Genomic DNA, 23807 nt, shown 5'->3' with positions numbered 1-23807 from the left:
GGGTAGAAGGTATGGCTCGACAAAGGATGACCGGCCGAGAACGGCGCGAACAACTCATTTCCATCGGACGCACCGCATTTGCGGAACTAGGGTTTGAAGGGGCCAGTGTCGAAGAGATCGCGGCTCGCGCCGGGGTATCCAAGCCCGTTGTCTATGAGCACTTTGGGGGTAAGGAAGGCCTCTATGCAGTCGTCGTTGACCGCGAGATGTTGGCACTGGAAAAGGTCATTACTGATTCTTTGGAAAATGGCAGCTGGCGCGAGCGCATCGAGCAGGCCGTGATGGCCATCTTGACCTATGTTGAGGAAGAAACCGATGGATTCCTCATTCTGGTGCGCGATGCCAAGCCAGGCGATGAACGCAGTTTCTCCACGCTGTTAAATTCCGCGGTAGGCCAGGTGTCTTATATTTTGCGAGAAGCGTTTGAACACCGTGGTATCCAGCCGGATTTGGCGGATATTTATGGCCAAGCGCTGGTAGGAATGGTATCTACCACGGCGCAATGGTGGTTAGATGAGCGCAACCCGGGCAAGGAAGTCGTCGCCACGCATATTGTCAATCTATGCTGGAATGGTTTGTCCGGTATGGAACTAAAGCCCAAGCTAGGAGGCAAATAGATGGCGACCCCAATGCTGGCCGGCTTGCTCAAGGTAGCAGCCTCGGACCCCAAGCTTAAGGGCATGATTTCTCATGTGGGGGAAGACCTCCACATCACAGGTTTGGATCAGTCTCGGCCGTGGGCCTTGGGAACTTTGGCCCATCACGCCCCGGTGCTGGTGGTGACCGCCACCAGCCGCGAGGCGGAAGACCTTAGCGCAGAGCTTACGGCGATGCTGGGGGAAAAGGTGGCCATGTTTCCGGCATGGGAGACACTGCCGCACGAGCGTTTGAGCCCTGGCGTCGACATCATCGGCCGCCGCGCCCAGGTTTTGCACAACTTGGACAATGTGCAGGTCATCGTCACCGCTGCCCGCGGGCTGTCCCAGCCTATCCTCAAGGAAGTGGAAGGTCGTGCTCCCATTCACATCGAAGAAGACCATGAGTATGACTTCGATGAGGTGGTCCGTGAGCTTGAGTTCCGCGCCTATAAACACGTAGACATGGTGGCCAAGCGCGGCGAGTACGCCACTCGAGGTGGCATTATCGATATTTTCCCCACCACGCTGGACTATCCGGTCCGCGTTGAGTTCTGGGGCGATGAGATTACCGATATTCGCCAATTTTCCGTAGCTGACCAGCGCACCATCCCGGAAATCGAGGTCGGCCGCGTAGATATTTTCCCTGCCCGCGAGCTTCCTATTACGGATGCTATTGCTCAGCGTGCGGCCGACCTTGCCGTCAAGCACCCCGGTAATCCCGCCTTGGTGGAGCTTTTGACCAAGGTGAGCGAGCACATTCCGGCCGAAGGCATGGAGGCGCTTTTGCCCGTGCTTTCCGACGCCCCCATGATCACCCTCCCCGAATTCCTCCGCCCCACCACTCACGTGGTGATGGTTGGCCCGGAGAAGATTCGCCGCCGCGTCGCGGATTTAGAAAAGACCGATGCTGAATTCCTGGCCGCTGGCTGGGAAGCCGCGGCCATGGGTGCTGATGGCCCATTGGCCACCGAAGGACTCGATACCGAGGCCTCGAGCTACCGCTCCTATGAATCGCTCGAGGTTTCCATCGGCGAGTCCGACCTGCCGCTGTGGACTTTCTCCCCACCGGGAATGCTTGCCGCCCCAGAAGAGGAGACCCTCCCACTCGAATTCGAGCCAGGGCCCACCCCGCGCGGCAATATCGAAGAAATCGATGCCATGATGGCCCAACTCCTCGCGCATACCAACGCCGGGGGCCGTGCGGCCTTCATCGCTCCGGCACAGGGCGCTATCAAGCGCATGGTGGATCGCTTCGCGGAAAAGGGCATCCGCACTAAGGTTGCTACCCCTGGCTGGGAGCCCACCGCCGGAGAAGTCACCCTCTATCAGGCGCTAAGCCATGCTGGATTGGTGTTCCCCAAGGTGAAAAAGCCCAAGGACGCCGAGGCCCTCCCGTTGGTCGTTGTCACCGAAACCGATCTGACCGGCAACCGCGTAGGCGATATCGCCGAAGCGAAGCGGCGCCCCGCCAAGCGCCGCAATAAGGTCGATCCGCTTGCCCTAAAACAGGGCGATTTTGTGGTGCACGAAACCCACGGCATTGGCAAATTCTTAAAGATGGCCGAACGCACCATCCAGTCCGGCGATGAGACCAGCCGCCGCGAATATATCGTGCTCGAATACACACCCTCGAAACGTGGCCAGCCCGCCGACCAGCTCTGGGTCCCCATGGACTCTCTGGATTTGCTGAGCAAGTACACCGGCGGCGAATCGCCCCACCTGTCTAAGATGGGCGGCTCCGATTGGAAGAACACCAAGAAGAAGGCGCGCGCCGCAGTACGCGAAATTGCGGGCGAACTCGTTGAGCTTTATGCCAAGCGACAAGCAGCACCCGGCCACCAATTCGCCCCTGACAATCCGTGGCAGGCGGAGATGGAGGATAATTTCCCCTTCGTCGAAACCGAAGACCAGATGCTTGCAATCGACGCCGTCAAACAAGACATGGAATCTACGGTGCCGATGGACCGCGTCGTCGTCGGCGATGTGGGCTATGGCAAGACCGAGGTGGCCATCCGCGCTGCTTTCAAGGCCGTACAAGACGGCATGCAGGTGGCCGTTTTGGTGCCTACCACGCTGTTGGCGCAGCAGCACTTTGATACTTTCAGCGAGCGCATGACCGGCTTCCCTGTCAAGATCGAGGTGCTCTCGCGCTTTACCTCGAAGAAAGAAGCCAAAGACATCTTTAAGGGATTGGCCGATGGCAGCGTCGATATCGTCGTTGGCACGCATCGCCTCCTGCAGACCGGTGTGCACTGGAAGAACCTTGGTCTCATCGTCGTAGACGAGGAGCAGCGCTTTGGTGTGGAGCACAAGGAACATATCAAGGCTCTTAAAGCCAGCGTGGACGTGCTCACCATGTCCGCTACACCTATTCCGCGCACCTTGGAGATGTCCATGGCGGGCATTCGCGAGATGTCTACCATCCTTACCCCGCCGGAAGACCGCCACCCCGTGCTGACCTACGTCGGTGCCTATGAAGACAAGCAGGTCGCCGCGGCCATCCGCCGCGAGCTGCTGCGCGATGGTCAAACCTTCTTCATCCACAATAAGGTCTCTGATATTGAAAAGAAGGCCCGCGAGCTGCGTGACTTGGTACCTGAGGCTCGCGTCGTCGTCGCGCACGGCCAGATGAACGAGGAAGTGCTGGAGCAGACCGTCCAAGGCTTCTGGGACCGCGAATATGATGTCCTTGTGTGTACCACCATCGTGGAAACCGGCCTGGACATTGCTAATGCCAATACCCTCATTGTGGAAAACGCCCACCATATGGGCCTGTCCCAGCTACACCAGTTGCGTGGGCGCGTGGGTCGTTCCCGTGAGCGCGGCTATGCCTACTTCCTGTATCCGAAGGGCGCTACGCTTACGGAAACCTCTTATGACCGCCTAGCCACCATCGCCCAGAACAACGACCTTGGTGCAGGCATGGCAGTAGCCATGAAGGATTTGGAGATGCGTGGTGCCGGTAACGTGCTCGGTGCCCAGCAGTCCGGCCACATTGCCGGCGTTGGCTTCGACCTTTACGTCCGCCTTGTTGGCGAGGCGGTAGAAACCTTCAAATCTCTCGCTCGCGGCGAAGCTCCTACCGTGACGGATGAGGGGCCAAAAGAAATCCGTATCGATCTCCCCGTGGACGCGCATATCCCGGAGGCTTATATCGATTCCGAGCGCCTGCGCCTAGAGGTCTACCGCAAGCTTGCAGCCTCGCAAGATGACGATGATCTCAAGGCCGTTATTGAGGAAATGGAAGACCGCTTTGGCCCGCTGCCACAGGAGGTCTTACGCTTACTGTCCGTCGCCCGCCTGCGTCACCAAGCGCGCCGCGCCGGGGTATCGGATATTACTGTGCAGGGCACTCGTATCAAGTTCCACCCAGTGGAGCTGCCGGATTCCAAGCAGGTGCGCCTCAAGCGTTTGTATCCAGGATCCAGCTTCCGCGCGGCGGCGAAGGCCATCAACGTGCCATTCCCCAAGGCGGGGCGCAATGTCACCTCGCCCAAGCTGCGCGACACGGAGCTTATTCAGTGGGCGGCGGACTTTTTGAGCGCGCTTTTCGATGTCGAATCGATCACCGTCACCGGCGAGAAATCCGCCGCAGGTAGCGTCATCAGCGTAGGGGAATAGCCACTACACCGTCGACTAGGAGCGCGCCGACGAGGACGTCGGCGCCCTTGTCGGCGCGCTTAGGAAAAATCGAGCCCGATGTCTAGCACGCGTACCGAGTGGGTAAGCGCGCCCACCGCAATATAGTCCACGCCGGAGGTTCCGTACTCGTCGGCTTGGTCGAGGGTTAATCCGCCGGAGGCCTCCAGGGCCGTGGATGGGCTGCGCGCGTCGCGGCGGTGGACGGCGGTGAGGACATCGGCAAGCGCGAAGTTATCCAGCAGCACCATATCCGGGTGCAGCGGGAGCACCTCTTCGAGCTGGTCCAAGGTATCGACCTCGACCTCGCAGGCAATGTCAGGGGTATGCTCGCGCACGCGGCGCAGGGCCGTTGCCACGCTGCCACCCACGGCGAGCACATGATTGTCCTTAATCATGGCGGCGTCGCCCAAGCCCATGCGGTGGTTCGCCCCGCCGCCGGCGCGCACGGCGTATTTCTGCAGCGCGCGCAGGCCAGGCAGGGTCTTGCGGGTATCGCGCACCTGGGCTTGCTTAACGCTATTCGGGGTCCCTGTGTCCGCTGCTGCTGCGATGGCATCGACCCAACGCCGGGTCTGCGTAGCGATGCCGCTTACGTGCGAGACCATATTGAGCATGGTGCGCTCAGCGGCCAGCACGAGGAGGGTAGGCGCCTGCACCGTGGCGATGACCTGGCCTGGGGCAACGCGGTCGCCGTCGGTGGAGTGGAGGGTGATGGTAGGGGCTGGGGCATCGGCAAGCGCGGAGCCCGCGGTATCCACGCCCCACTGGGCTAAGCGCTGGGCGGTGGCCTCAAGGACCTCTTCGATAAGGCCCAAGCCTGCGATGGTGCCGGCCTCGCGCGCGGTGAACTCCGCCGTGCAGCGGGCTTCACCCGGCACCGTGGCAAGCGAGGTGTAATCCGGCCCAAAGGCGAAATCCTCCTCCAGGGCCGTGGCAATGAGCGCGGAGCAGTCCGGCAGCAGCAGGCGCTCCATCTACTCGCCCCCGCCGGGGTTGCCAATGGAAATCATGGCCTCGAGGGACTTGCGTGCCGCATTCGCGATATCTTCAGGCACAGTGACCTCATCGGTCTCTTCTACCAGGCAGCGCTCAAGGGCCGCTGGGGTGATCATCTTCATGTACTTGCACTCGGCGTGGTCATTGACGGCCTGAAAATCGATGTCCGGCGCGGCCTGGCGCAGCTGGTGGAGCATGCCGGTCTCGGTAGCAACAAGCACCTTATTCTGCGGCTGCTTCTGGGACTGGGTGATCATCTGCCCGGTAGAAAGCATGTGCACGCGATCTTGTGCCACCAAGCCTTCGTTGGCCAGGTACAACGCGGAATTGGAGCACCCGCACTCCGGGTGGATATACAGGTCCGCGTCCGGGTTATTTTGGGTCTGTTGGGTTAGCTGCTGGGCGCTAATGCCGGCGTGTACGTGGCATTCGCCGGCCCAAATGCGGATATTTTCCCGGCCGGTCTTGCGTTTTACGTAGGCACCCAAGAACTGGTCGGGGCAGAAGAGGATTTCTTTATCCGCCGGCAGTGAGTTGACCACATCGACGGCATTGGAGGACGTACAGCAGACATCGGTGAGCGCCTTGACCTCTGCGGTGGTGTTGACGTAGCTGACTACCAGGGCATCGGGGTGCTCGGCCTTCCACTCGCGCAGCTCCTCGGCCGTGATGGAATCCGCCAGGGAACACCCCGCGCGCTCATCGGGGATGAGGACCTTCTTATGTGGCGACAGGATCTTGGCGGATTCCGCCATGAAGTGCACGCCGCAAAAGACGATGATATCTGCATCGGTTTCCGCCGCCTTGCGGGACAGCGCCAGGGAATCGCCGGTGTGGTGGGCAACGTCTTGAATCTCCGGGATCTGGTAATTATGCGCCAGAATCACCGCATTGCGTTGCTCCGCTAACTCTTTGATCCGCTCCGCCCAGGCCTTTCCTGCCGCGGGGTCCGAACCGGTATGAGTAGCAGATGGCATGACGCTAGCATTGGTTTGAGTCACAAGTGCTCCAAAGAAGTGATAGTCACAGGAATTAGTGGGGTGTTATAACCGTACTAAACTGTCTGTGCGCAAGACCACTTGCGATGGCGGGGTGAGGGTATCGACCTGGCCCGGCTGGCGGGGCAGGTGATTAGAGCTCCAGCGATCCTTGGGCGAGGCCGACCGCGGCGACGGTGGCGGCCACCAGCACCACGATGACGATTGACCACTCAAATCCATTAAAAAGCTTCTCGCGGCGCGATAGGCGGGTGAGCACGTACGGGATAATTCCCGGCACGACGGCGAGGGCGCCAAAGAGAATATAAACCGGGTCGGCGGCATAAATGAGCCACAGCGAGTACACGAAGGCCACCAGCGCGATGCCAAAGTGGCGCCGGTTTTCGCGTCTGGGAATATCCGGCCCAGAGAGATCGAACCGCGTTCCGGCGTGCGGGTGGGTCACACCCTTGCCCCGTATCGCTAGCAGCAGCAGATACAGCGAAGAGAAGATATAGGGCAGGAGGTACATGATGGTGGCGAGCTGCACCATCGCGGCATAAGAAGCCTCGTTGACGTAGAAGACGACGATGAAGATCTGGATGGCAGAGGTGGAAATCAGCTGGGCTACCCACGGGGCGCCGGCCACATTGATGGTGCCGATACGGCGGGGGATAAGGCCATCGATGGCCATCATGACGATGGGCTCAGCGCACAGCATTTGCCAGGAAACGTAGGCGCCGAGGACCGAGAGGCACAGGCCGATGGAAATCAGCGCGCCGCCCCAAGGGCCGACGACCTCTGTGAGCACCGAGGCCATGGAATTATCCGGCAGCGCGGCCAACTCCTCCTTCGTCATTACGCCAAAGCTCAACGTGGAAACCGAGACCAAGAGCGCCAGCACGGAGACGAAGCCAATGACGGTGGCGCGGCCAACATCGGTGCGCTTAGCGGCCTGCTTGGAATAGACGGAGGCGCCCTCAACACCGATAAAGACCCAGACTGTAAAGAGCATGATGCCTTGGACCTGCTCAAAGACGCTGGCCTCGGAAGCGCGTCCCCAGAAATCCACGGTGAATTTATCCCAGCTGAACCCGAGGAAAGCAATGAGCACCACGAAGGCCAGGATGGGCACGATCTTGGCAATCGTGGTGATGAGGTTCATGAAGGCGGCCTGCTTGATGCCGCGGGCGAGTACCGCGAAAATTCCCCACGACAAAAGGGAGACGGCGATGGCGGAGGACCAGTAATGGTCGGCGTCGAAAAGCGGCAGGTAATGGCCCAGCGTATTGAAAAAGAGGGTGGCATACCCCACCTGCGCCATAACGGAGCCCAGCCAGTAACCCCAGCCCGAGGTAAAACCAATAAAATCGCCGAGGCCGGCGCGCACATAGGAATAGACGCCAGAATCAAGGTGCGGCTTGCGGCGGGCCAAAATCTGGAACACAAAAGCCACGGAGAGCATGCCGACGCCCGCTACCAGCCAGCCAATGAGCATCGCGCCTGGGCCGGCAACGGAGGCAATGTTTTGCGGCAGCGAGAAAATACCCGCGCCAACGGTGGAACCGATAATGAGCGCGACGAGGGTCCACAACGTCACGGAGTGGGATTTATTCTGGCTGGAGGTCATTGGCCTAAAATACCTTGAATAGCCCCATAATGGGAACTCGGGCTAGACTTTGTGCACATGACTGTGCTGTTGCTCGATGAACGCTGGCCCACCATGATCCCCATGCAAGCACACGGGAAGCTACGCGGCCCCGTTTACTTCACCGGTGAAGTTCCGGTTTCCGTGCGGTGGAACTTTTCCGATCTCCTCGTAGGGGAGGATGCCATTGGAACCTTGGTCAGCACCGACGAATGTGATCCTGAAACCCGTGCTCGCATAGCTACTGGGGAGACGGTCATTCGGGCCGAATCCCTCGCGGATCCCGTCATGCAGGCGCGCCAGACTATGGCCACTGCGCGGCGCATTGGTGAATGGGAGCGTGAGCAAACCCATGCCTCCCTTTTGCCCTACCTTGAGGAAGAATCCGCCGAATTCGCCGCGGCCGTGCGCAATCGTGAGCCGGAAAGCGAGATTCTCAAGGAACTGGGCGATATCTTCCTGCAGATCCTTTTCCATGCGGAAATCTCTGCCTTTTCGCTTGACGACGTCGCCCAGAGCTTCGTCACCAAAATGCGCGCCCGCGCCCCTTACCTTTTTGATGGCACCACTGAGATAGTCGATGTTGACACGCAAGAGCGGCTGTGGCGCGCCGGCAAGGAGATGTAGGATAGCTTCCCATGAAGAGGCTGCTGCAGATATTCGGGGGCTGCGGGGTAGCCGTAGTCGTGATCATCGCGCTAGTAGCATGGCTATTGACTGGGCACGGTACTTCTCAGCAGCCCGTACCTGAAAACATCCCGCCCGTTGAAGGTAAAGAGGTCGCGCACATTGACGTCAATGCGCCCGGGCGCACCGCAGATAAACTCACCTACTGGGCCTCTGACTTAGCTGATCGCACTGGCATCCCGCCGGCCGCCCTGCGTGCCTATGGCAATGCTGAGCTCATTGCTCAGCAAAAGTGGCCCAATTGCCACCTGCGTTGGAATACCCTTGCCGGCTTGGGCTATGTAGAAACACGCCACGGTACCTATAACGGCAATTGGTTTAAGCACTCCAAGCTTGACGACGCCGGCTACCCCCAACCCCCCATCAACGGCATCGCCCTCGATGGCCTGAACAACACGGCCCACACCCCAGACACCGATAACGGCGATATTGATGGAGACTCCGAATACGATCGCGCCGTAGGCCCAATGCAATTTATCCCCACCACGTGGGAAGCGGTGGGCGCTGATGCCAATGGTGATGGGAAGGCTGATCCCAACCAAATCGATGACGCCGCTGTTGGGGCGGCCGGACTTTTGTGCTTCGGTGACAGAGATCTCTCTAATCCAGATCAGTGGAAGGAAGCAATCCTAAATTACAATCAGTCCAGCGACTATTTGCATAAGGTTGCGCACGCCGCCAATGCTTACTCAGTTCCACAAAGTGCCAAGTAGTGTCACACGGCTACGTTTTCTGCAACAATTGAGAACGTGGCTGGGCCGGCTGGTCCAGAGCGAACATTTTGATGAGGAGTGAAGAACAGCATGGCTGATATCATCCACACTTTCGCCCGCGAGATTCTCGATTCCCGTGGCAACCCAACCGTTGAGGCAGAGGTATTCCTTGACGATGGCGCCCGTGGCGTAGCAGGCGTTCCTTCCGGTGCCTCTACCGGCGTGCACGAGGCTCACGAGCTGCGCGACGGCGGCGAGCGCTACCTGGGCAAGGGTGTTTTGAAGGCTGTTGAGAATATCAATGAGAAGATTTCCGATGAGATTGCTGGCTTCGAAGCTGACGATCAGCGCCTCATTGACCAAGCATTGATTAGGTTGGACGGTACCGATAACAAGTCTGAGCTGGGCGCTAACGCTATCTTGGGCGTTTCCATCGCCGTAGCCAAGGCCGCCGCAGAGTCCGCTGCATTGCCGCTGTACCGCTACATCGGTGGCCCTAATGCTCACGTACTGCCAGTGCCGATGATGAATATCCTCAACGGTGGCGCACACGCTGACTCCGGCGTTGACGTCCAGGAATTCATGATCGCCCCGATTGGTGCTGAGTCCTTCGCTGAAGCTCTGCGCATGGGTGCCGAGGTCTACCACGCACTGAAGGCAGTGCTGAAGGACAAGGGCCTATCTACTGGTCTGGGTGATGAGGGTGGCTTCGCTCCTTCCGTTGATTCCACCAAGGCTGCTCTGGACGTCATCGTTGACGCCATTAAGAAGGCTGGCTACGAGCCGGGCAAGGACGTAGCCCTCGCGCTCGATGTTGCTTCCTCCGAGTTCTTCAAGGATGGTAACTACCACTTTGAAGGCGGCGAGCATACCGCCGAAGAAATGTCCAAGGTTTATGAGGAACTCATCGATGAGTACCCGATTGTCTCCATCGAGGATCCGCTGCAAGAAGACGATTGGGACGGCTACACCGCTCTTACCGCCGCTATTGGCGAAAAGGTACAGATTGTTGGCGATGACTTCTTCGTTACTAACCCTGCCCGTCTGCAGGAAGGTATTGAGAAGAAGGCTGCCAACGCACTGCTGGTGAAGGTAAACCAGATCGGTACCCTGACCGAGACCTTCGATGCTGTCGAGCTGGCTCACCGCAATGGTTACCGCACCATGATGTCCCACCGCTCCGGTGAAACCGAGGACACCACCATCGCTGATCTGGCTGTCGCACTGAATTGTGGTCAGATCAAGACCGGTGCTCCAGCCCGCTCCGAGCGCGTAGCTAAGTACAACCAGCTGCTGCGCATCGAGCAGGAGCTGGGCGACGGCGCAGTCTACGCTGGCCGCTCCGCATTCCCACGCTTTAAGGCTTAATCGCCTCCTTGTGTAGCGCCCTCGTATTACCGCGGGGGCGCTTTCGCATGTCCAGATATTGTTGCCAAGTTTGCTTCCAGTTCACGGTGCGCGGTGCCAAAGGTCCTTGGGCGCGGTCAACCTCGAAGGTGCCGTCCGAAAAGAGCCAGACGACGTCCCCAGTGATCGGATCCATGATGTACTGCGCTCTTCCATCGGTCTTCACGTTGTGGTGGTGCTGACACAGCGTTACCAAATTATCGACGCTCGTCGGTCCACCGTCGGCATACTCCACTCGATGATCGAGCTGGCAATAATGCGCTGGCATTGAGCACCCTGGCCAGCGACATGTGGCATCGCGACCGTGGACCCATGTTCTGATTTGTTCGGTGGGAACGTAAGAAGAAGTTTCTTGCGGGCACAGCTCACGAGTCATGGAGTAACTATTTAATTGCTCCGTAAGTACGCACCACCCCGCCGAAGGGATATACACCCGAGATGCATCATCGCCAGATGCATAAGTATTAATTACTACCTTTGTCTGGGTTCGGTTAAAGATTAACGCCTCCAAAGCCTCTGGTTTGGTGATGTTTTTCTTTCGCGCTGCTTTGTCGATATGGCGGGATATAGCGCTGGCGGTGGCTTTATCCGTTTTTAATGTGATGGTGGCTTGGCCTTTGGAATAGGAGATGGAAACGGATCGCTCGATTTCCTTTTCAACATCTGGCATGAGTATCCCGTCGATATAGTCACGCAAGAACCTCCGGATTTCGGATTCTGTGGGGACATGCTGAGCAGGTTCCTTTGGGGTAAGGAAGTCCGCGAGGGCGGCATCGACTAGTTGGATGCTTTCTGCGTCGTCGCCAAGCGGGGCAAGTTCGGCATCAATTACGTGCAGCCGCGGGAGGTCTAGGATCCAATGTTCGGTTTGCACCGCTGTGGTCAATGGCAATTCCTGCATGCGTAGGTGGGAGCGGAGCGCGGATAGAACTCGCCAGTAACTCAGACCCACACGCTTAGATAGAGCGGCGGTGGTGCATTCGACATCGTCCTCTAATCGTGGAAGCACAGATTGGTACAACTGCCAAGATTGAATGCGCTGGAGCAAGGCCAGGAGGCAGACGGTGTCGTCGAGGTTATTGGTGGAAAAATAGGCCTTCTTTGACGGTGTGTCGGTAGCTGTCACAAAATAGTCCCCCTGAAATAAATCGCACACCTAATCGAATTTACGTCCCTTAGTCTAAAACACTCATTCGAGTCCTGCAAGGTCAAAAGCGAAATTGTGTGCGAAATTGCAGGGGAGGGCTAGAGGCTGAAGATAGCGTCAGCGACTGCTTCGAGTTCTTTATCGGTGTATTTATCACCGCATGTTGCCAGAGAGCCAACACTGGCCATGTATAGGCTGAATAGCCTGTCTTCAGGAGGGGCATCGGCTGATATATCAAGCGCTTCGTAGGCGGGGGCGTATTTCTGATCAAACTCTTCGGGCTTGGCGGCAAGCTCCGCAAGTGCGCCTTCGCCATGGGTTAGCAAATACTTGGCGTCGTCCAGGATCTGATCATTGTTGCAAGCAACAGCACCCGCCTTCTTCAGGGTCGTGGCATTGACCTCGTAGCTGGTGGGGCCTTCTTCGGCCTCGGAAGCTCCGGAGGCGAACACATTCAAATAGTAGTCCGGAATCGTCCCATGCTCTTTGATGTGGTAGATGAAGCCGCTCTTGGTATTGAGATCGTAGCTTCTGCTTGTGGTGGTGGGAACCTCGCTGCTGGTAGTGCTGTTGGGCGTGGAGGATTTAGTCTGGGCGGTAGATTCTTCCTCTTGGTCGGAAATGCTGCAGGCGCTCAGTAGAGTGCCGACGGCTACTAGTAGAAGAAGGCGCTTGAGGGGCATGACTATTCCTTAAGTGAGGGGAATATGATTCGAGCCTTTAGCTCGTGTGCATGGACGCCGCGACCTTTTCCAGTTCTTCATCGCTGAACTCATCGCCACAGGACATAACAGCCCCCAGCGGGGTCATCGCTGCGGCCATATACTTGTCATTATCAGGTGCGTCATCGGGGATGTCGAGGGCCTCAAAAACGTCACCATATTTTTCATCGGGTCCGCCTGCTGACGTTACAGCTTTACCTAGCTTGTCCGTATCGCCTTGGAAGAAGTCCTTTGCGATTTGCAGCAGTTCGTCATTCTTACAGGTAACTTCGCCGGCCTTCTTGACGGACGCTGCGTTGGCTTCAAAGCTCTCCGGCTTATCGTTCCCGTCTAGCTCCTTAGCATCGTGGTCGATGTAATCATCTGGCAGGGTCTTATATTCCTTGAGGTAGTCGGCCATGCCGTCTTGGGTGCTTAGATCGTAATCGTCGCCGTAGACGGGATACTCACCGTCTTGGGCAGAGGGACTGCAGCTGGCGAGAAATAGGCTTGCGGTAAGTACGGGTAGGAGGCGCTTGAGGGACATAAAAATTCCTTACTGGGAGGGAGAATTTCTTTTAGTGTACCCAAAATGCGCGTGCCAAGTCTCTGTTACAGGAGTGACGACGCTAGGATTGGAAACCTATGGCACGCGAAAGAAAGATGCAGCGAAACCGGAGCCGCACTAGGGTTCCGGTAGCCTCGCGTGCTGCAGATGTCCGTAAAGCTCAGCACGCACAACTAAAGCAGAAGCAAAAGCCAGACCGGATGAGTATCGCCGGAGTAGGCGTGATCATGGCTATCGTGCTGGTTGTATTGCTGGTTATCGCTGTTCCCCTGCGCAATTACTATCATGGCCGGTCCGAAATTGCCCGCTTGAATGAGTCAATCGCTGCCAAGCAAGATGAAAAAGCTGCTTTGCTGGAAAAGATTGATAAATATAAATCCGATGAGTACATCAAGCAGGAGGCGCGGCGCCGATTCGGGGTTGTTGATGAGGGCGAAACTGCCTATCGCATCATTGACCCGCAGATTAAGCCGGAAGACCAGCTCACCACAGACGGTCAGAAGGAAGAAGATTCCCGCGACTGGTATGAGGTCTTGTGGGATTCCGTGGCTGAACCCCCTAAAGAAGAAGCGCCATCCGAGCAGGTAAATCATCTTCCGATTGAGCCGGCACCGGAAGAGAAAGCGGATGTGCGATAATTGTCCGCATGACCGTCACTGATGCAGACATCGCTGTAGTAACTGAGCAATTGGGCCGCACTCCGCGCGGAGTGCTGGCGATTTCTTATCGCACGCCAGATGGCCAGCCTGCGGTGATTAAGACAGCGCCCAAGCTTGCCGACGGCACTCCATTCCCCACCCTCTATTACCTCACCGACCCACGGCTTACGGCCGAAGCTTCACGCTTGGAAGTTGCCCACGTCATGAAGTGGATGGAATCCCGACTGCGTGAGGATGAGGACTTGGCTGCTGATTACCAGCGTGCACATGAATACTTTTTGTCCAAGCGCAATGACATCGAAGATCTCGGCACCGATTTCTCCGGTGGAGGTATGCCGGATCGCGTGAAGTGCCTGCACGTGCTCATTGCCTACGCCCTGGCTGAGGGGCCGCAGCATTTCCGGTTGGGAACTGAAGCGGTAGCTATGGCCGCCGACCATGGCAAGCTTCGAGGAAGTGCTATCCCCCAGGATTGGCCCACGGTAGAAGATTTGGGAATTGACCTAGCGCAGTTCGATTTTTCTAACGCGGAATAGGAGGAATGCTATGACTCGCGTTGCTGCGATTGATTGCGGAACAAATTCGATTCGCCTGCTCATCTCTGAAGTTCAAGATGATGGCAAGGTCCGCGATATTACTCGTACGATGGAAATCATCCGTCTGGGAGAGGGCGTGGATGCCACAGGTGAAATCGCCCCTGCGGCTCTTGACCGTGCACGCGTGGCCCTGGAGGGCTATGTTCGCCAAATGAAGTTTGAAAAGGTCTCCCGGGTGCGGATGGTCGCTACCTCTGCTACTCGCGATGCTAAGAATCAGCAGGAATTCTTCGATATGACCGCTGAGCTGCTCGGCCAAATCCAGCCAGGTGCTCAGGCAGAAGTTGTTTCGGGTGAGGAAGAGGCCCTGTTGTCCTTTAATGGCGCTGTGGCCGATTTAGAGCCAGACCGCGGTCCCTTTTGCGTGATTGATCTGGGCGGCGGCTCGACTGAGTTCGTTGTAGGAACGGCGGATGGCGAAATCTTGGGTACTCATTCGGCGCGCATGGGGTGCGTCAGGCTGACCGAGCGCATCATGCGCACCGATCCACCTACCGAATCGGAGATCGAGATCGCTTCGGAGTACGTCGGTGAGCGAACAGCCGAGGTCGAGGACATAGTACCTATTTCTAAGGCTCGTACCATCGTCGGCTGTGCGGGCACTTTCACCACACTGTCCGCACTGGCGCAAGGCCTCGAGCGTTACGATGCCGATGCCATTCACGGCTCTGAGCTCCGTTTCGGTGCCCTGCGCGTGCTCTTGCAGCAGCTTATTGCCCTGCCTTCCGACGTCCGCGCCCTCAACCCCGTCATTCACCCCGGCCGTGCCGATGTCATCGGCGGTGGGGCAGTAGCAGTGGAAGGTATCATGCAACTAATCGAGCGAAATTGCGCTGCGCGTAGTTTCTTCATTAGTGAAAAGGACATTCTCGACGGCATTATTGCAGGTCTCGCTGAAGAGGGTACCCCTCGTTAACTCTTGCGGGGGAAGGTAGCCTAAAATATTCCTTGCCTTGCCCCCATAGCCCAATCGGCAGAGGCAGTCGACTTAAAATCGATTCAGTGTGGGTTCGAGTCCCACTGGGGGCACCGTGTGAAGTCTCGAGACATCGTTCCTATGGTGTCTCGAGATTTTGTTTTGGTAAGTCTCCACAGCCTTTATGCGGAAACTGTTCGCAAAACTTTTAGCTACATGGAAAGACTGCGGAACTTTATAGGGCGGTGTCTCGTTGAACAGGATGAGATAGCTAAATTGCACCTCTCTTAGAAAGGACAACCGTGCGTTCAAGCAATCCGGTAATGAGTTCTCTGACCGAAAATAGTACCCGCCAAAATTCTGGATACGGGGACGAAGCTGCTCGTCCAATGACCGTGGATGACGTCGTCACCAAGACAGGCATCACCCTCGGCGTCATCATCGTCGCCGCAGCCATCAATTTTGGGCTGGGAATGGTAAATCCAGGTATTGCCATGGCTTTGACTCTGGTCGGTGGCATCGGTGGCTTCATTACTGTGCTGGTTGCTTCTTTTGGCAAGAAGTGGGGTTCTGCTGCGGTCACACTGATTTACGCCGTATTTGAGGGACTATTCGTTGGTGGCTTCTCCTTCATGTTTGCCAATGTGAACTTCCAAGGTGAAGGCGGAATGGCAATCATCGGCCAGGCAATCGTTGGAACCATTGGTGTATTCATCGGCATGTTGATCGTGTACAAGACCGGTGCAGTTAAGGTGACCCCGAAATTCACCAAGATCCTCTTCGGCTTGGTCGCCGGAGTTGCTGTCATGGCGTTGGTTAACTTCCTGGGTGCAATCTTCTTCGACTTCAACCCTTTGCGTGATGGCGGCCCGATTGCCATCATCTTCTCGCTTGTTTGCATCGTTCTTGGTGCGCTGTCCTTCCTGACTGACTTTGATCAGGCTGACCGTATGATCCGTGCCGGCGCTCCCGCTAGCAATGCTTGGGGCGTAGCTCTCGGCCTCGCTGTGACCTTGGTCTGGCTCTACACTGAGATTCTTCGTTTCTTGAGCTATTTCCAGCGAGACTAATCAACTTTTCACGTAGGCCCGCACTGAGATGCGGGCCTTTTTGCTGCCATAAAACGCTTACAAGCGTGTAATTAGTGGGGTAGTTCGGGGGATAAAGTGAGGGTTTAGGCTTTATTTGGTCTAGAAGGGCGGTCTCAGGAGTAGTACAGCTAATAAGCAGGAAACTTCGCCTTTTAGGCGTTATGGATGTGACATATGGGGCGAATAATTTTGTTAAATCGCCGTTAACCTTCTTGGTTGCGTAGAAAATTTTTGGAGTTCCGTGCATGCTGTGTACCGGAACAGGAAAACGAAGTGAAGAGTTCTCTTCTTCACTATCTTGTTCCTCTCGTCAGAAAGTGAGTGCGCGAAGGATTGTTGTGAAGCGTCAGGTAACCGTAGCAACGTTGATGGTCAGTAGCTCCGTTGTGCTGGGTAGCTGCGTTGCGGACATCGGTACGAGGAGCGCGTCAGAGGAAACCACGAATGTGGACGAGACTGGCGGCATTAGTTCGGCCGACGGTGCAGGGGGAACCAACGGGGACCTGGGGGATGACGCGGACAGCAATCGGGGGGAATCGGCACGCACCGACGGCGAGAAAAATGTGAAAGGCGCCGGCCAATCGGGGGAGGCCGGCGCCACGGGGTCGAGGGAATCTTCCGGCGTCCTACCGCCACTGGGGGAATTCGATCCGGCTGATCCAAGTTTCGAGCTTTTCGATCCGTGTACGGAGATTCCCGGGGAGTATCTCCAAGCTGCCGGGCTCGGCGAACAGATAGAAGAGTCAGAAAGACAATCTGGATTTTCTTTTTGTGCTTTTAGAGGCATTGGAGGTGCGACGGGGTCTGTCATTGGTTTAACTTCGTCACAGCAAGCCTTTAATGCCTCAGCAACACATATTTCTTCACTATCTGACGGTGAAGGACGCAGTATGCCGATAATGCAGATTGAAAGCGAAATGTTTGGGGAAATGTTTTGTACTGTCGGCGTTTCTACGTCGCGCGGGATTCTAAAAGTTAGTCACTCTGGAGAGCAGCCCGAGGACGATGGCCAAACAAAATGTTCGAAGGCCGAAGAAACGCTAAACAACTTTTACTGAATTAAACATCGGGGGAATTATGGAATTGCGACCGGACAACATCATGGCTACGGCTATGATGACTGCGAATTTAAAGGAAGATATTGCAGCATTTGGAGGAGGTACATATTCACCTCTTAATGCTGGGTTTTCTCCTATTACCGGAATTGACCATGTGGGATCAGTACATCAACGAGTTCTTGAAACTGATCCGGGCTCTGCACGGAACTCTATGAAAGCATTTTCAGAGCAGTTGGAATGGCTTCACGAAAGCCTAGGGAGGGAAGCGCGGGGCTTTCAGGCGCAGGAGGACGCGAATAGTAGGGGAATGGAGATTGCGGATGCGGGTGGGGACATAGGCATTGAGTCTATGCCGATTATGAACCAGCCGGAGCCAGGGTACAGTCCCTTCGGGTTTTCTATGCCGGTGGTGAATGTGGGTACAGACATCGTGAAGCTTGCGACGGACCTGATGTCGACACAGATTTGGAATGTGTCGGAGGCAAATGCGCGGTGGAGCTCATTGGCGTCGGAAGTCGACGATATTGTCAGCGGGTTAGAAGAAGCAGCCGGGTCTTTGGAAAGCGAGAATGATAGCGAGGCTACGTCGAGGGCTGCGGCGAAGATTCGGGAGGTGGCGGCGTCGGGAAGCCATTTTGTGGCAAATGCAAAGGTCATGGGGGAGAAGCTAACCGGATTCCATGCCAAGCTCATGGGGATGCAGCCGGCGGCGATGGCTATGGCTATGGAAGTGATGGCAATCCCAGAACCGGTGGAGCGTGAAATTGCGGAAAAGGCCGCATTGGCCATGCTGCAACCAGACCTGCAGCGGTTCGCCATAGAGGCCATGCCTTACCAGCATGCATTGATGGAGCGATCGCCGGCGTCGGGAGGCGGAGGCGTCGATGCGGGACTCGTCGGAGTAGAAGGTGATGGTCAGCGCTACACTACCGAAGCAGTGGTGTGGCCGAAAAAGATTGCTGAGGCGATTGCGCGAGGCGATTTGGGCCCCGGAAACTTTGACGTTGTCAATGGAAACGTGAACGGGTTGGATGCTGTGGGGATGAGCCCGCAGGAAATCAGCGATTTTCACCAGCAGATGCATACTAGTGGCAGAAATGCGCTGGAAGGGCTGGGGCTGGGAGAACAAGTAACCATTGGGGGCAACGAAGTATCCACCCAAGGGGCATCGATGCCGGGGGCTGTCGCAGCGAATGGGGTGATGGGGCAGGTTCCTAGTGGCACAGCACATCCCGTTGGTGCTGGACTGAGTACGGGGGCGCTCAACGGTAGCGGCCCGGTTGCGCCACCAGCTAATGCGCATTCCGCGAGCGGGAGTATGGCACCGATGATGGCATCCGGAAGGCCTGCAGATGCCGGTCGCGGTGCTCTTGGTAAGCAACAGCCACTGCGTGGTGGGTTCGGAGCCGGCCCGGGAATCTTAAGCAGTAGCGCCGATATAAGGCATGCCGGAAGAGGTGCGCAACTGGGCCAAAGCCTTGGACGCGGAACTGGCGCGGCAATTTCCTACGCTGGAGTTGGTTCGCGCGCAGGTCTTGGCGCCAGTACAGGAACCGTAGGAGGACCCGGTATGCGTGCCGGTGCGGGCGGCAGCCTTGGTATTGGAACCGGAAGCGGCGAAAACAGCGCGGCAACGCGCGGGGGCAATGCCGGTCGTTCTACTGGCGGGGCGCGGGCTTATGGCCCGATGATGGGGATGCGCGGTAAGGATAGTGAGAAAAAGCGCGTAAAGTCCGTGACTACGCAGGTCGAAAGGGACCCCAATAAACGCGACCTATTAGGCGAGCCGCCCGCTGTAGTGCCCGGCGTAATCGGGGACTGGGTGCGGGAAGTAAACGTGGAAAAATAACATGAAAAAGGGCCGAGGAAACCCTCGGCCCTTCCGTCTTTTTACTGCTGCGGCAGCTCGGTGGCGGTACCATTCAGGTGCGGCTGTGCTGGCTCCTCAGGGACACCGGACTCAACTACAGGCTGCTGCTCTTGAACAACGGACTCAGGTGCGGAAGAGCTGGTGTCAGCGTCCTTTTGCATTGGGGCCTCACCAGTGAAGGTAGAAGCATTTTCTACCTTGGAATCAGAGTCCTGCTGGTTGGGTGGGTGGCAAGCAGCGAGGGAGAGGCCGGCGGTGAAGACGAGACCAGCGGCAGCGTAACGGGAGAACTTCTTCATGGGGATATGCTCTTTCTCCAAAGTGGTAATTGGCTTAAAGTTTAGGACTCGCGCGGAGTAGCGGCCTTAGCAGAATCATACGGCGCAGCGGATTCGATGGTGACGGAAATGGTCTTGCCATTCGGAGCGGTGTACTCGCGGGTCTCACCTTCCTGCGCGCCGAGGATGGCAGCGCCCAGTGGCGACTGCTCCGAATAGGTTTCCAAATCCTTGTTGTCAGAAGCAGCGGCGCGGGTACCGATGAGGAAGGTCTCCTTATCGTCCTTGTTGCCGTTGTAGTAAACGTGAACTACGGAACCAGTGTGGGCTACACCCTCCTGAACAGCACCGCGCTCGGTGGTGGCATTCGCGAGGACCTCAGAGATCTGCTTGATGCGGGCCTCTTCCTGGTCCTGCATTTCACGAGCAGCATCGTAACCGGCGTTCTCCTTGAGGTCGCCTTCCTCACGGCGCTCGTTGATCTCAGCCGCGACTACTGGGCGATGATCGATAAGCTCCTGCAGCTCGGCCTCGAGCTTCGCCTTGGTTTCTGGGGTGATGTACTGCTTTTGCTGCTCAGCCATTCTGCAACCTTCCGTAGATAGGAATTGTGGTCAAAGCCCCTAGTTGTCCCTGGGGCCATAAGTAAAAGTGGAACTAGGCAAATGCCCAGTTCTAGGCGCTACAAATCCTAGCACACGCGGCTAGCGGCTTTCCGCGTAGTCAGGGTTATCCATATCCAAGTATTCGGGGATATTGCCAGAGCAACCATAAGCGCCGCCAGCGACGGCGCGGGCGTTGGTCGGGACGTCAACAGCGATACGCTGGGTTTCATTTCCGCCAGCGGGAACAGGAAACTCGCGTCGGCCTACTTCGGACTTGGAATAATCAAAGGCTTGGACAATGCAATAAGCCTCTTCATCGGTGTGGTTACGGGTGACGTCGACCCAGACGCGGGTGGTGTCATCGCTCAAAACCTCTTGGGTCACGATGGAAACCTGCGCGTTCACGCGCTCCTTTTGTTGAAAGTACCGGAAGCCAAAGAAGATGAGCGCGATAAAAATGGCGATAAAGATCAGCACCAGCGCCTTATTAGTCCAGCTACCTGAGTTCTTTTCAGAAGGCCCCCGAGAGCCATAGCGGGCGGCTGAGCGAGATTTTCCGGCGGAAGTCATGCTTCCCACTCTAGCCGAGGACCACTGTTTTCCAATTATCTACTAGGATAATCATCTGTTCAAAGAACCTAGATTTATAAGGGGATGGATTTTCAGTGAGCGATTTTCGCCTACTAGCTATCCACGCGCACCCGGACGATGAGTCTTCCAAGGGGGCTGCAACCACCGCGCGCTATGCCGCAGAAGGCAACGAGGTTTTGGTGCTGACCTGTACCGGCGGCGAGCGCGGCGATGTGATTAACCCCGCCATGGACCGCCCTGGGATCAAGGAACATATGGGCGAGGTTCGTCGGGAAGAAATGGCTAAAGCTGCGCGTGCGCTAGGCGTGCACCATCGCTGGCTGGGCTACGTCGACTCCGGTTTGCCGGATCCGGTTGAAGGCAAGTCTATGGAAGAGCTGCTACCGGAGGGCTGCTTCGCGTTGCAGGGAGACGACACCGTTGCGCAGGAATTTGTCCAGGTGATCCGCGAGTTTCGCCCACACGTCATCATCACCTATGACGAAAATGGCGGGTATCCGCACCCAGATCATTTGATGGTGCATAGGGCCTCGATGATTGCGTGGGAAAAGGCCGACGATGCCGAGTATCACCCAGAGTTGGGTGAGGCGTGGACGCCGCTAAAGCTGTACTACTCGCATGGCTTCGTCTATCAGCGCATGAAGATGTTCCATGATTTGCTCTTGGAGGAGGGCAAAACTAGCCCCTATGGGCCGATGCTGGCGCGCTGGGACACCGCGTTTGGAGATATCATGGCGCGTGTAACGACCCAGGTGGAATGCGCAGACTATTTCAGCAATCGCGAAGAGGCTCTGCGTGCGCATGCCACGCAGATTGATCCGGCTGGTGCTTTCTTGGCGACGTCGGTGGAGGTACAGCAACGCCTGTGGCCCACCGAGGAGTTTGAGCTGGCGAAAACCCGCGTTTCTACCTCCTTGCCAGAAAACAACCTTTTTGCAGGCATCGAAGAAAAAGAGGAGGCTTAAGACATGAGCGTGTATGGCTCTTTCGTTCTAGCCACAAATGATGCATTTGTACTTGCTCAAGGCACCCAGGGCGCCGAAGGCGGTCCAATGGGTCCTGAATTTGGCAAAGCTTCGCCCATCGGCTTGCTGATCTTGGCCCTAATGGGAGTTGCAGTGTTAATCGCGGGATGGAATTTTCACCGCCGTTACTCACGCTTCCGCCGCCGCATGATGTTTGCGGAAGACCACGGTATCGATCCATTTGATGAGGAAGCCGTGGATGAGGCGATGAAAGAAGCTGGCATTTACGATAACCGCAAAAAGTCCATTTTCTAGGCGGATAGACTAATGAGCGTGAGTTCTCTCAAACAGCTGGCTTACCCGGTTTATGAAGCCCGTCTGGCGCGCCTTATTAAAGGCAAGCCGCAGCCCAAACACATTGCCATCATGGCCGATGGCAATCGCCGGTGGGCGCGCGAGGCTGGTTTTACCGATATCAGCCACGGTCACCGCCAAGGCGCGAAGAAAATTGGAGAGATGATCTCATGGTGCAGCGATACCGATATCGAAGTAGTCACCATCTATTTGCTGTCCACGGAGAATCTAAAGCGCAGCGAACAAGAAGTAGAGCTGCTCTTTGACATCATCTCGGATGTGGTTACGCACCTATCCCACAGCGATGTCGGTTGCCAAGTCCGCCTTGTCGGCCACCTTGATCTGCTCCCGGATGATATTCGCCAGCGCATGGTGGCGGCGGCAGCGGAAACTAAGGACAATACCGGAGTCATCGTCAATGTGGCAGTGGGATATGGCGGACGCCAAGAAATCGTAGACGCAGTGCAGAACTTGGTGCGCGCGGAAGCCGAGAAGGGAACCTCTGCTGCGGAGATGGCGGATCGCGTTACCGCGGATTCCATTGGCGAGCACCTGTACACTAAGGGGCTTCCGGACCCAGACCTGGTTATCCGTACCTCTGGTGAACAACGACTTTCGGGCTTTCTCCTATGGCAGGCCGCGTACTCGGAGATCTGGTTTACAGATACCTACTGGCCGGCATTCCGCAAGGTGGATTTTCTCCGTGCCCTGCGGGACTATTCCCAACGTTCGCGCCGCTTTGGTAAATAAGCGCTAGAGCTTGCGCATCCGCACTTGTTCCACCAAGTGATGCGAGCCCTTTTTGAGTACGAGAGAGGCTCGTATGCGGGTGGGCAGGATATTTTCTACGAGGTTGGGCAGGTTGATGGACTGCCAAATTTCACGGGCTTGGGCGCGCGCTTCCTCATCGTCCATATCTGCAAAGGCAGAGAAGTGGGCATTAGGTTCGCGGAAAGCGGTGTGGCGCAGGGTGAGGAAGCGATTAATATACCACTGCTCGATATCATCGGTGCGGGCATCAACGTAGACTGAAAAGTCAAAGAGATCCGCCACGGTGAGCGTAGGGCTTGTTTGCAACACATTGAGACCCTCTAGGATCAGGATGTCAGGTTGATGGACTTCCTGGTATTTTCCGTCCACGATGTCATAGCTGATATGCGAATACAGTGGAGCCTTGACCAGTGGCTTTCCTGATTTTACGTCGGTGACAAAGCGGAGCAATGCGCGCCGGTCATAGGATTCCGGAAATCCCTTGCGCTGCATGAGTCCGCGTTCTTTTAAGGTCTTGGTGGGGAAGAGGAAGCCGTCGGTAGTAACGAGCGCGACCTCGGGGTGAGAATCCCAACGCTGCAGCAGCACCTGTAGGAGACGGGCAGTGGTGGATTTTCCTACCGCCACCGAACCTGCCACGCCGATGACAAACGGAACGTGCGTTGGAGGATTTCCTAAGAAGGATTCAGTAGCTGAGGTGAGCTGCTGGCGCGCTGTGACCTGCATGTGGATAAGGCGGGAGAGAGGGAGGTAGACATCAGCCACCTCATCTAGGTCAATGCGGTCTCCTAGGCCGCGAAGTTTTTCAACCTCGGTCTCCGTGAGCACCTGGGGCATGGATTTACGCAAACCACGCCAGGTCTCGCGGTCAAAATCTAGGTAGGGACTCGAATCCAATGTGCGCGCCATGGCTCTATTGTCGCACTTGC

The 23807-nt window shown here is 56.8% G+C and carries 24 protein-coding genes and 1 tRNA gene; 15 read left to right on the top strand and 10 right to left on the bottom strand.

Annotated elements, in window-relative coordinates:
- The first annotated feature begins 11 nt into the window (after positions 1-11).
- Positions 12-617, top strand: a complete 606-nt coding sequence (locus I6I12_RS08620; protein ID WP_200287858.1) for a TetR/AcrR family transcriptional regulator — start codon at positions 12-14, stop codon at positions 615-617.
- A complete protein-coding gene (gene mfd, locus I6I12_RS08615; RefSeq protein WP_200287856.1) occupies positions 618-4259 on the top strand; it encodes a transcription-repair coupling factor in 3642 nt (1213 codons plus the stop codon). It begins immediately after the preceding gene.
- Positions 4260-4318: 59 nt separating this feature from the next.
- On the opposite strand, the gene nadC is transcribed toward mfd, so the two are convergent.
- The 3 genes from nadC to I6I12_RS08600 form a co-directional block, all read right to left on the bottom strand.
- The gene (nadC, locus tag I6I12_RS08610) at positions 4319-5254 is read right to left on the bottom strand and encodes a carboxylating nicotinate-nucleotide diphosphorylase (RefSeq protein WP_023021914.1); all 936 of its coding nucleotides are present in this window, start codon (positions 5252-5254) and stop codon (positions 4319-4321) included.
- A complete protein-coding gene (nadA, locus tag I6I12_RS08605; RefSeq protein WP_023021913.1) occupies positions 5255-6277 on the bottom strand; it encodes a quinolinate synthase NadA in 1023 nt (340 codons plus the stop codon).
- A gap of 130 nt (positions 6278-6407) precedes the next feature.
- Complete coding sequence (locus I6I12_RS08600; protein ID WP_023021912.1) at positions 6408-7883, bottom strand: amino acid permease; 1476 nt, start codon at positions 7881-7883, stop codon at positions 6408-6410.
- A 57-nt stretch (positions 7884-7940) separates the two neighbouring features.
- On the opposite strand from I6I12_RS08600, the gene I6I12_RS08595 reads away from it, so the two are divergent.
- The 3 genes from I6I12_RS08595 to eno all read left to right on the top strand — a co-directional run bounded on the left by I6I12_RS08595 (position 7941) and on the right by eno (position 10669).
- Positions 7941-8528: a MazG nucleotide pyrophosphohydrolase domain-containing protein gene (locus I6I12_RS08595; RefSeq protein WP_200287854.1), complete on the top strand. Its 588-nt coding sequence runs from the start codon at positions 7941-7943 to the stop codon at positions 8526-8528.
- 11 nt (positions 8529-8539) lie between these two features.
- A complete protein-coding gene (locus I6I12_RS08590) occupies positions 8540-9301 on the top strand; it encodes a lytic transglycosylase domain-containing protein (protein WP_200287852.1) in 762 nt (253 codons plus the stop codon).
- Positions 9302-9391: 90 nt separating this feature from the next.
- The gene (gene eno, locus I6I12_RS08585; RefSeq protein ID WP_200287850.1) at positions 9392-10669 is read left to right on the top strand and encodes a phosphopyruvate hydratase; all 1278 of its coding nucleotides are present in this window, start codon (positions 9392-9394) and stop codon (positions 10667-10669) included.
- On the opposite strand, the gene I6I12_RS08580 is transcribed toward eno, so the two are convergent.
- The 3 genes from I6I12_RS08580 to I6I12_RS08570 form a co-directional block, all read right to left on the bottom strand.
- Positions 10659-11834 carry an HNH endonuclease signature motif containing protein gene (locus I6I12_RS08580; protein WP_200287848.1) on the bottom strand — a complete coding sequence of 392 codons (1176 nt, stop codon included), beginning with the start codon at positions 11832-11834 and terminating at the stop codon, positions 10659-10661. The genes eno and I6I12_RS08580 overlap by 11 nt on opposite strands.
- 119 nt (positions 11835-11953) lie before the next feature.
- Positions 11954-12538 carry a hypothetical protein gene (locus tag I6I12_RS08575; protein ID WP_200287846.1) on the bottom strand — a complete coding sequence of 195 codons (585 nt, stop codon included), beginning with the start codon at positions 12536-12538 and terminating at the stop codon, positions 11954-11956.
- Positions 12539-12575: 37 nt separating this feature from the next.
- A complete protein-coding gene (locus I6I12_RS08570; protein ID WP_023021906.1) occupies positions 12576-13103 on the bottom strand; it encodes a hypothetical protein in 528 nt (175 codons plus the stop codon).
- Between the two features lie 98 nt (positions 13104-13201).
- Here I6I12_RS08570 and I6I12_RS08565 point away from each other — a divergent pair, with 98 nt between their 5' ends.
- The 7 genes from I6I12_RS08565 (at position 13202) to I6I12_RS08535 (ending at position 19293) form a co-directional block, all read left to right on the top strand.
- On the top strand, positions 13202-13762 hold the full coding sequence (locus tag I6I12_RS08565; protein ID WP_200287844.1) for a septum formation initiator family protein: 561 nt from the start codon (positions 13202-13204) through the stop codon (positions 13760-13762).
- 8 nt (positions 13763-13770) lie between these two features.
- Complete coding sequence (locus tag I6I12_RS08560; protein WP_200287842.1) at positions 13771-14319, top strand: DUF501 domain-containing protein; 549 nt, start codon at positions 13771-13773, stop codon at positions 14317-14319.
- 10 nt (positions 14320-14329) lie between these two features.
- Entirely contained in the window at positions 14330-15295 is a 966-nt protein-coding gene (locus I6I12_RS08555) for a Ppx/GppA phosphatase family protein (protein WP_200287840.1), read from the top strand.
- Positions 15296-15334: 39 nt separating this feature from the next.
- Positions 15335-15408 (top strand) — tRNA-Leu (locus I6I12_RS08550).
- A 189-nt stretch (positions 15409-15597) separates the two neighbouring features.
- Positions 15598-16365: a Bax inhibitor-1/YccA family protein gene (locus I6I12_RS08545; protein WP_200287838.1), complete on the top strand. Its 768-nt coding sequence runs from the start codon at positions 15598-15600 to the stop codon at positions 16363-16365.
- 266 nt (positions 16366-16631) lie between these two features.
- Complete coding sequence (locus I6I12_RS08540) at positions 16632-17444, top strand: DUF3558 family protein (protein WP_200287836.1); 813 nt, start codon at positions 16632-16634, stop codon at positions 17442-17444.
- A gap of 307 nt (positions 17445-17751) precedes the next feature.
- On the top strand, positions 17752-19293 hold the full coding sequence (locus tag I6I12_RS08535) for a hypothetical protein (RefSeq protein WP_034656433.1): 1542 nt from the start codon (positions 17752-17754) through the stop codon (positions 19291-19293).
- Positions 19294-19334: 41 nt separating this feature from the next.
- Here I6I12_RS08535 and I6I12_RS08530 read toward each other — a convergent pair whose 3' ends face one another.
- The 3 genes from I6I12_RS08530 to I6I12_RS08520 all read right to left on the bottom strand — a co-directional run bounded on the left by I6I12_RS08530 (position 19335) and on the right by I6I12_RS08520 (position 20767).
- Complete coding sequence (locus I6I12_RS08530) at positions 19335-19613, bottom strand: hypothetical protein (RefSeq protein WP_023021899.1); 279 nt, start codon at positions 19611-19613, stop codon at positions 19335-19337.
- Between the two features lie 41 nt (positions 19614-19654).
- Complete coding sequence (gene greA / locus I6I12_RS08525; protein ID WP_200287834.1) at positions 19655-20176, bottom strand: transcription elongation factor GreA; 522 nt, start codon at positions 20174-20176, stop codon at positions 19655-19657.
- 120 nt (positions 20177-20296) lie between these two features.
- Positions 20297-20767, bottom strand: coding sequence for a DUF4307 domain-containing protein (locus I6I12_RS08520; RefSeq protein ID WP_023021897.1), 471 nt, complete (start codon positions 20765-20767; stop codon positions 20297-20299).
- A 95-nt stretch (positions 20768-20862) separates the two neighbouring features.
- On the opposite strand from I6I12_RS08520, the gene mca reads away from it, so the two are divergent.
- From mca to I6I12_RS08505, 3 genes are read left to right on the top strand one after another with little or no spacing between them, the layout of a single operon-like run.
- Positions 20863-21753 carry a mycothiol conjugate amidase Mca gene (mca, locus tag I6I12_RS08515; protein ID WP_023021896.1) on the top strand — a complete coding sequence of 297 codons (891 nt, stop codon included), beginning with the start codon at positions 20863-20865 and terminating at the stop codon, positions 21751-21753.
- Between the two features lie 3 nt (positions 21754-21756).
- Positions 21757-22068, top strand: coding sequence for a hypothetical protein (locus I6I12_RS08510; protein WP_200287832.1), 312 nt, complete (start codon positions 21757-21759; stop codon positions 22066-22068).
- A gap of 12 nt (positions 22069-22080) precedes the next feature.
- On the top strand, positions 22081-22857 hold the full coding sequence (locus I6I12_RS08505) for an isoprenyl transferase (RefSeq protein WP_023021894.1): 777 nt from the start codon (positions 22081-22083) through the stop codon (positions 22855-22857).
- A gap of 3 nt (positions 22858-22860) precedes the next feature.
- Here I6I12_RS08505 and coaA read toward each other — a convergent pair whose 3' ends face one another.
- Positions 22861-23787, bottom strand: coding sequence for a type I pantothenate kinase (coaA, locus tag I6I12_RS08500; protein ID WP_023021893.1), 927 nt, complete (start codon positions 23785-23787; stop codon positions 22861-22863).
- Between the last annotated feature and the right edge of the window lie 20 nt (positions 23788-23807).

It is taken from the genome of Corynebacterium kefirresidentii, assembly GCF_016599755.1.
GTDB classification, from domain to species: Bacteria; Actinomycetota; Actinomycetes; order Mycobacteriales; family Mycobacteriaceae; genus Corynebacterium; species Corynebacterium kefirresidentii.
The sequence above is the reverse complement of the archived record's forward strand: the minus strand, read 5'-3'. Positions and strand labels throughout refer to the sequence as shown.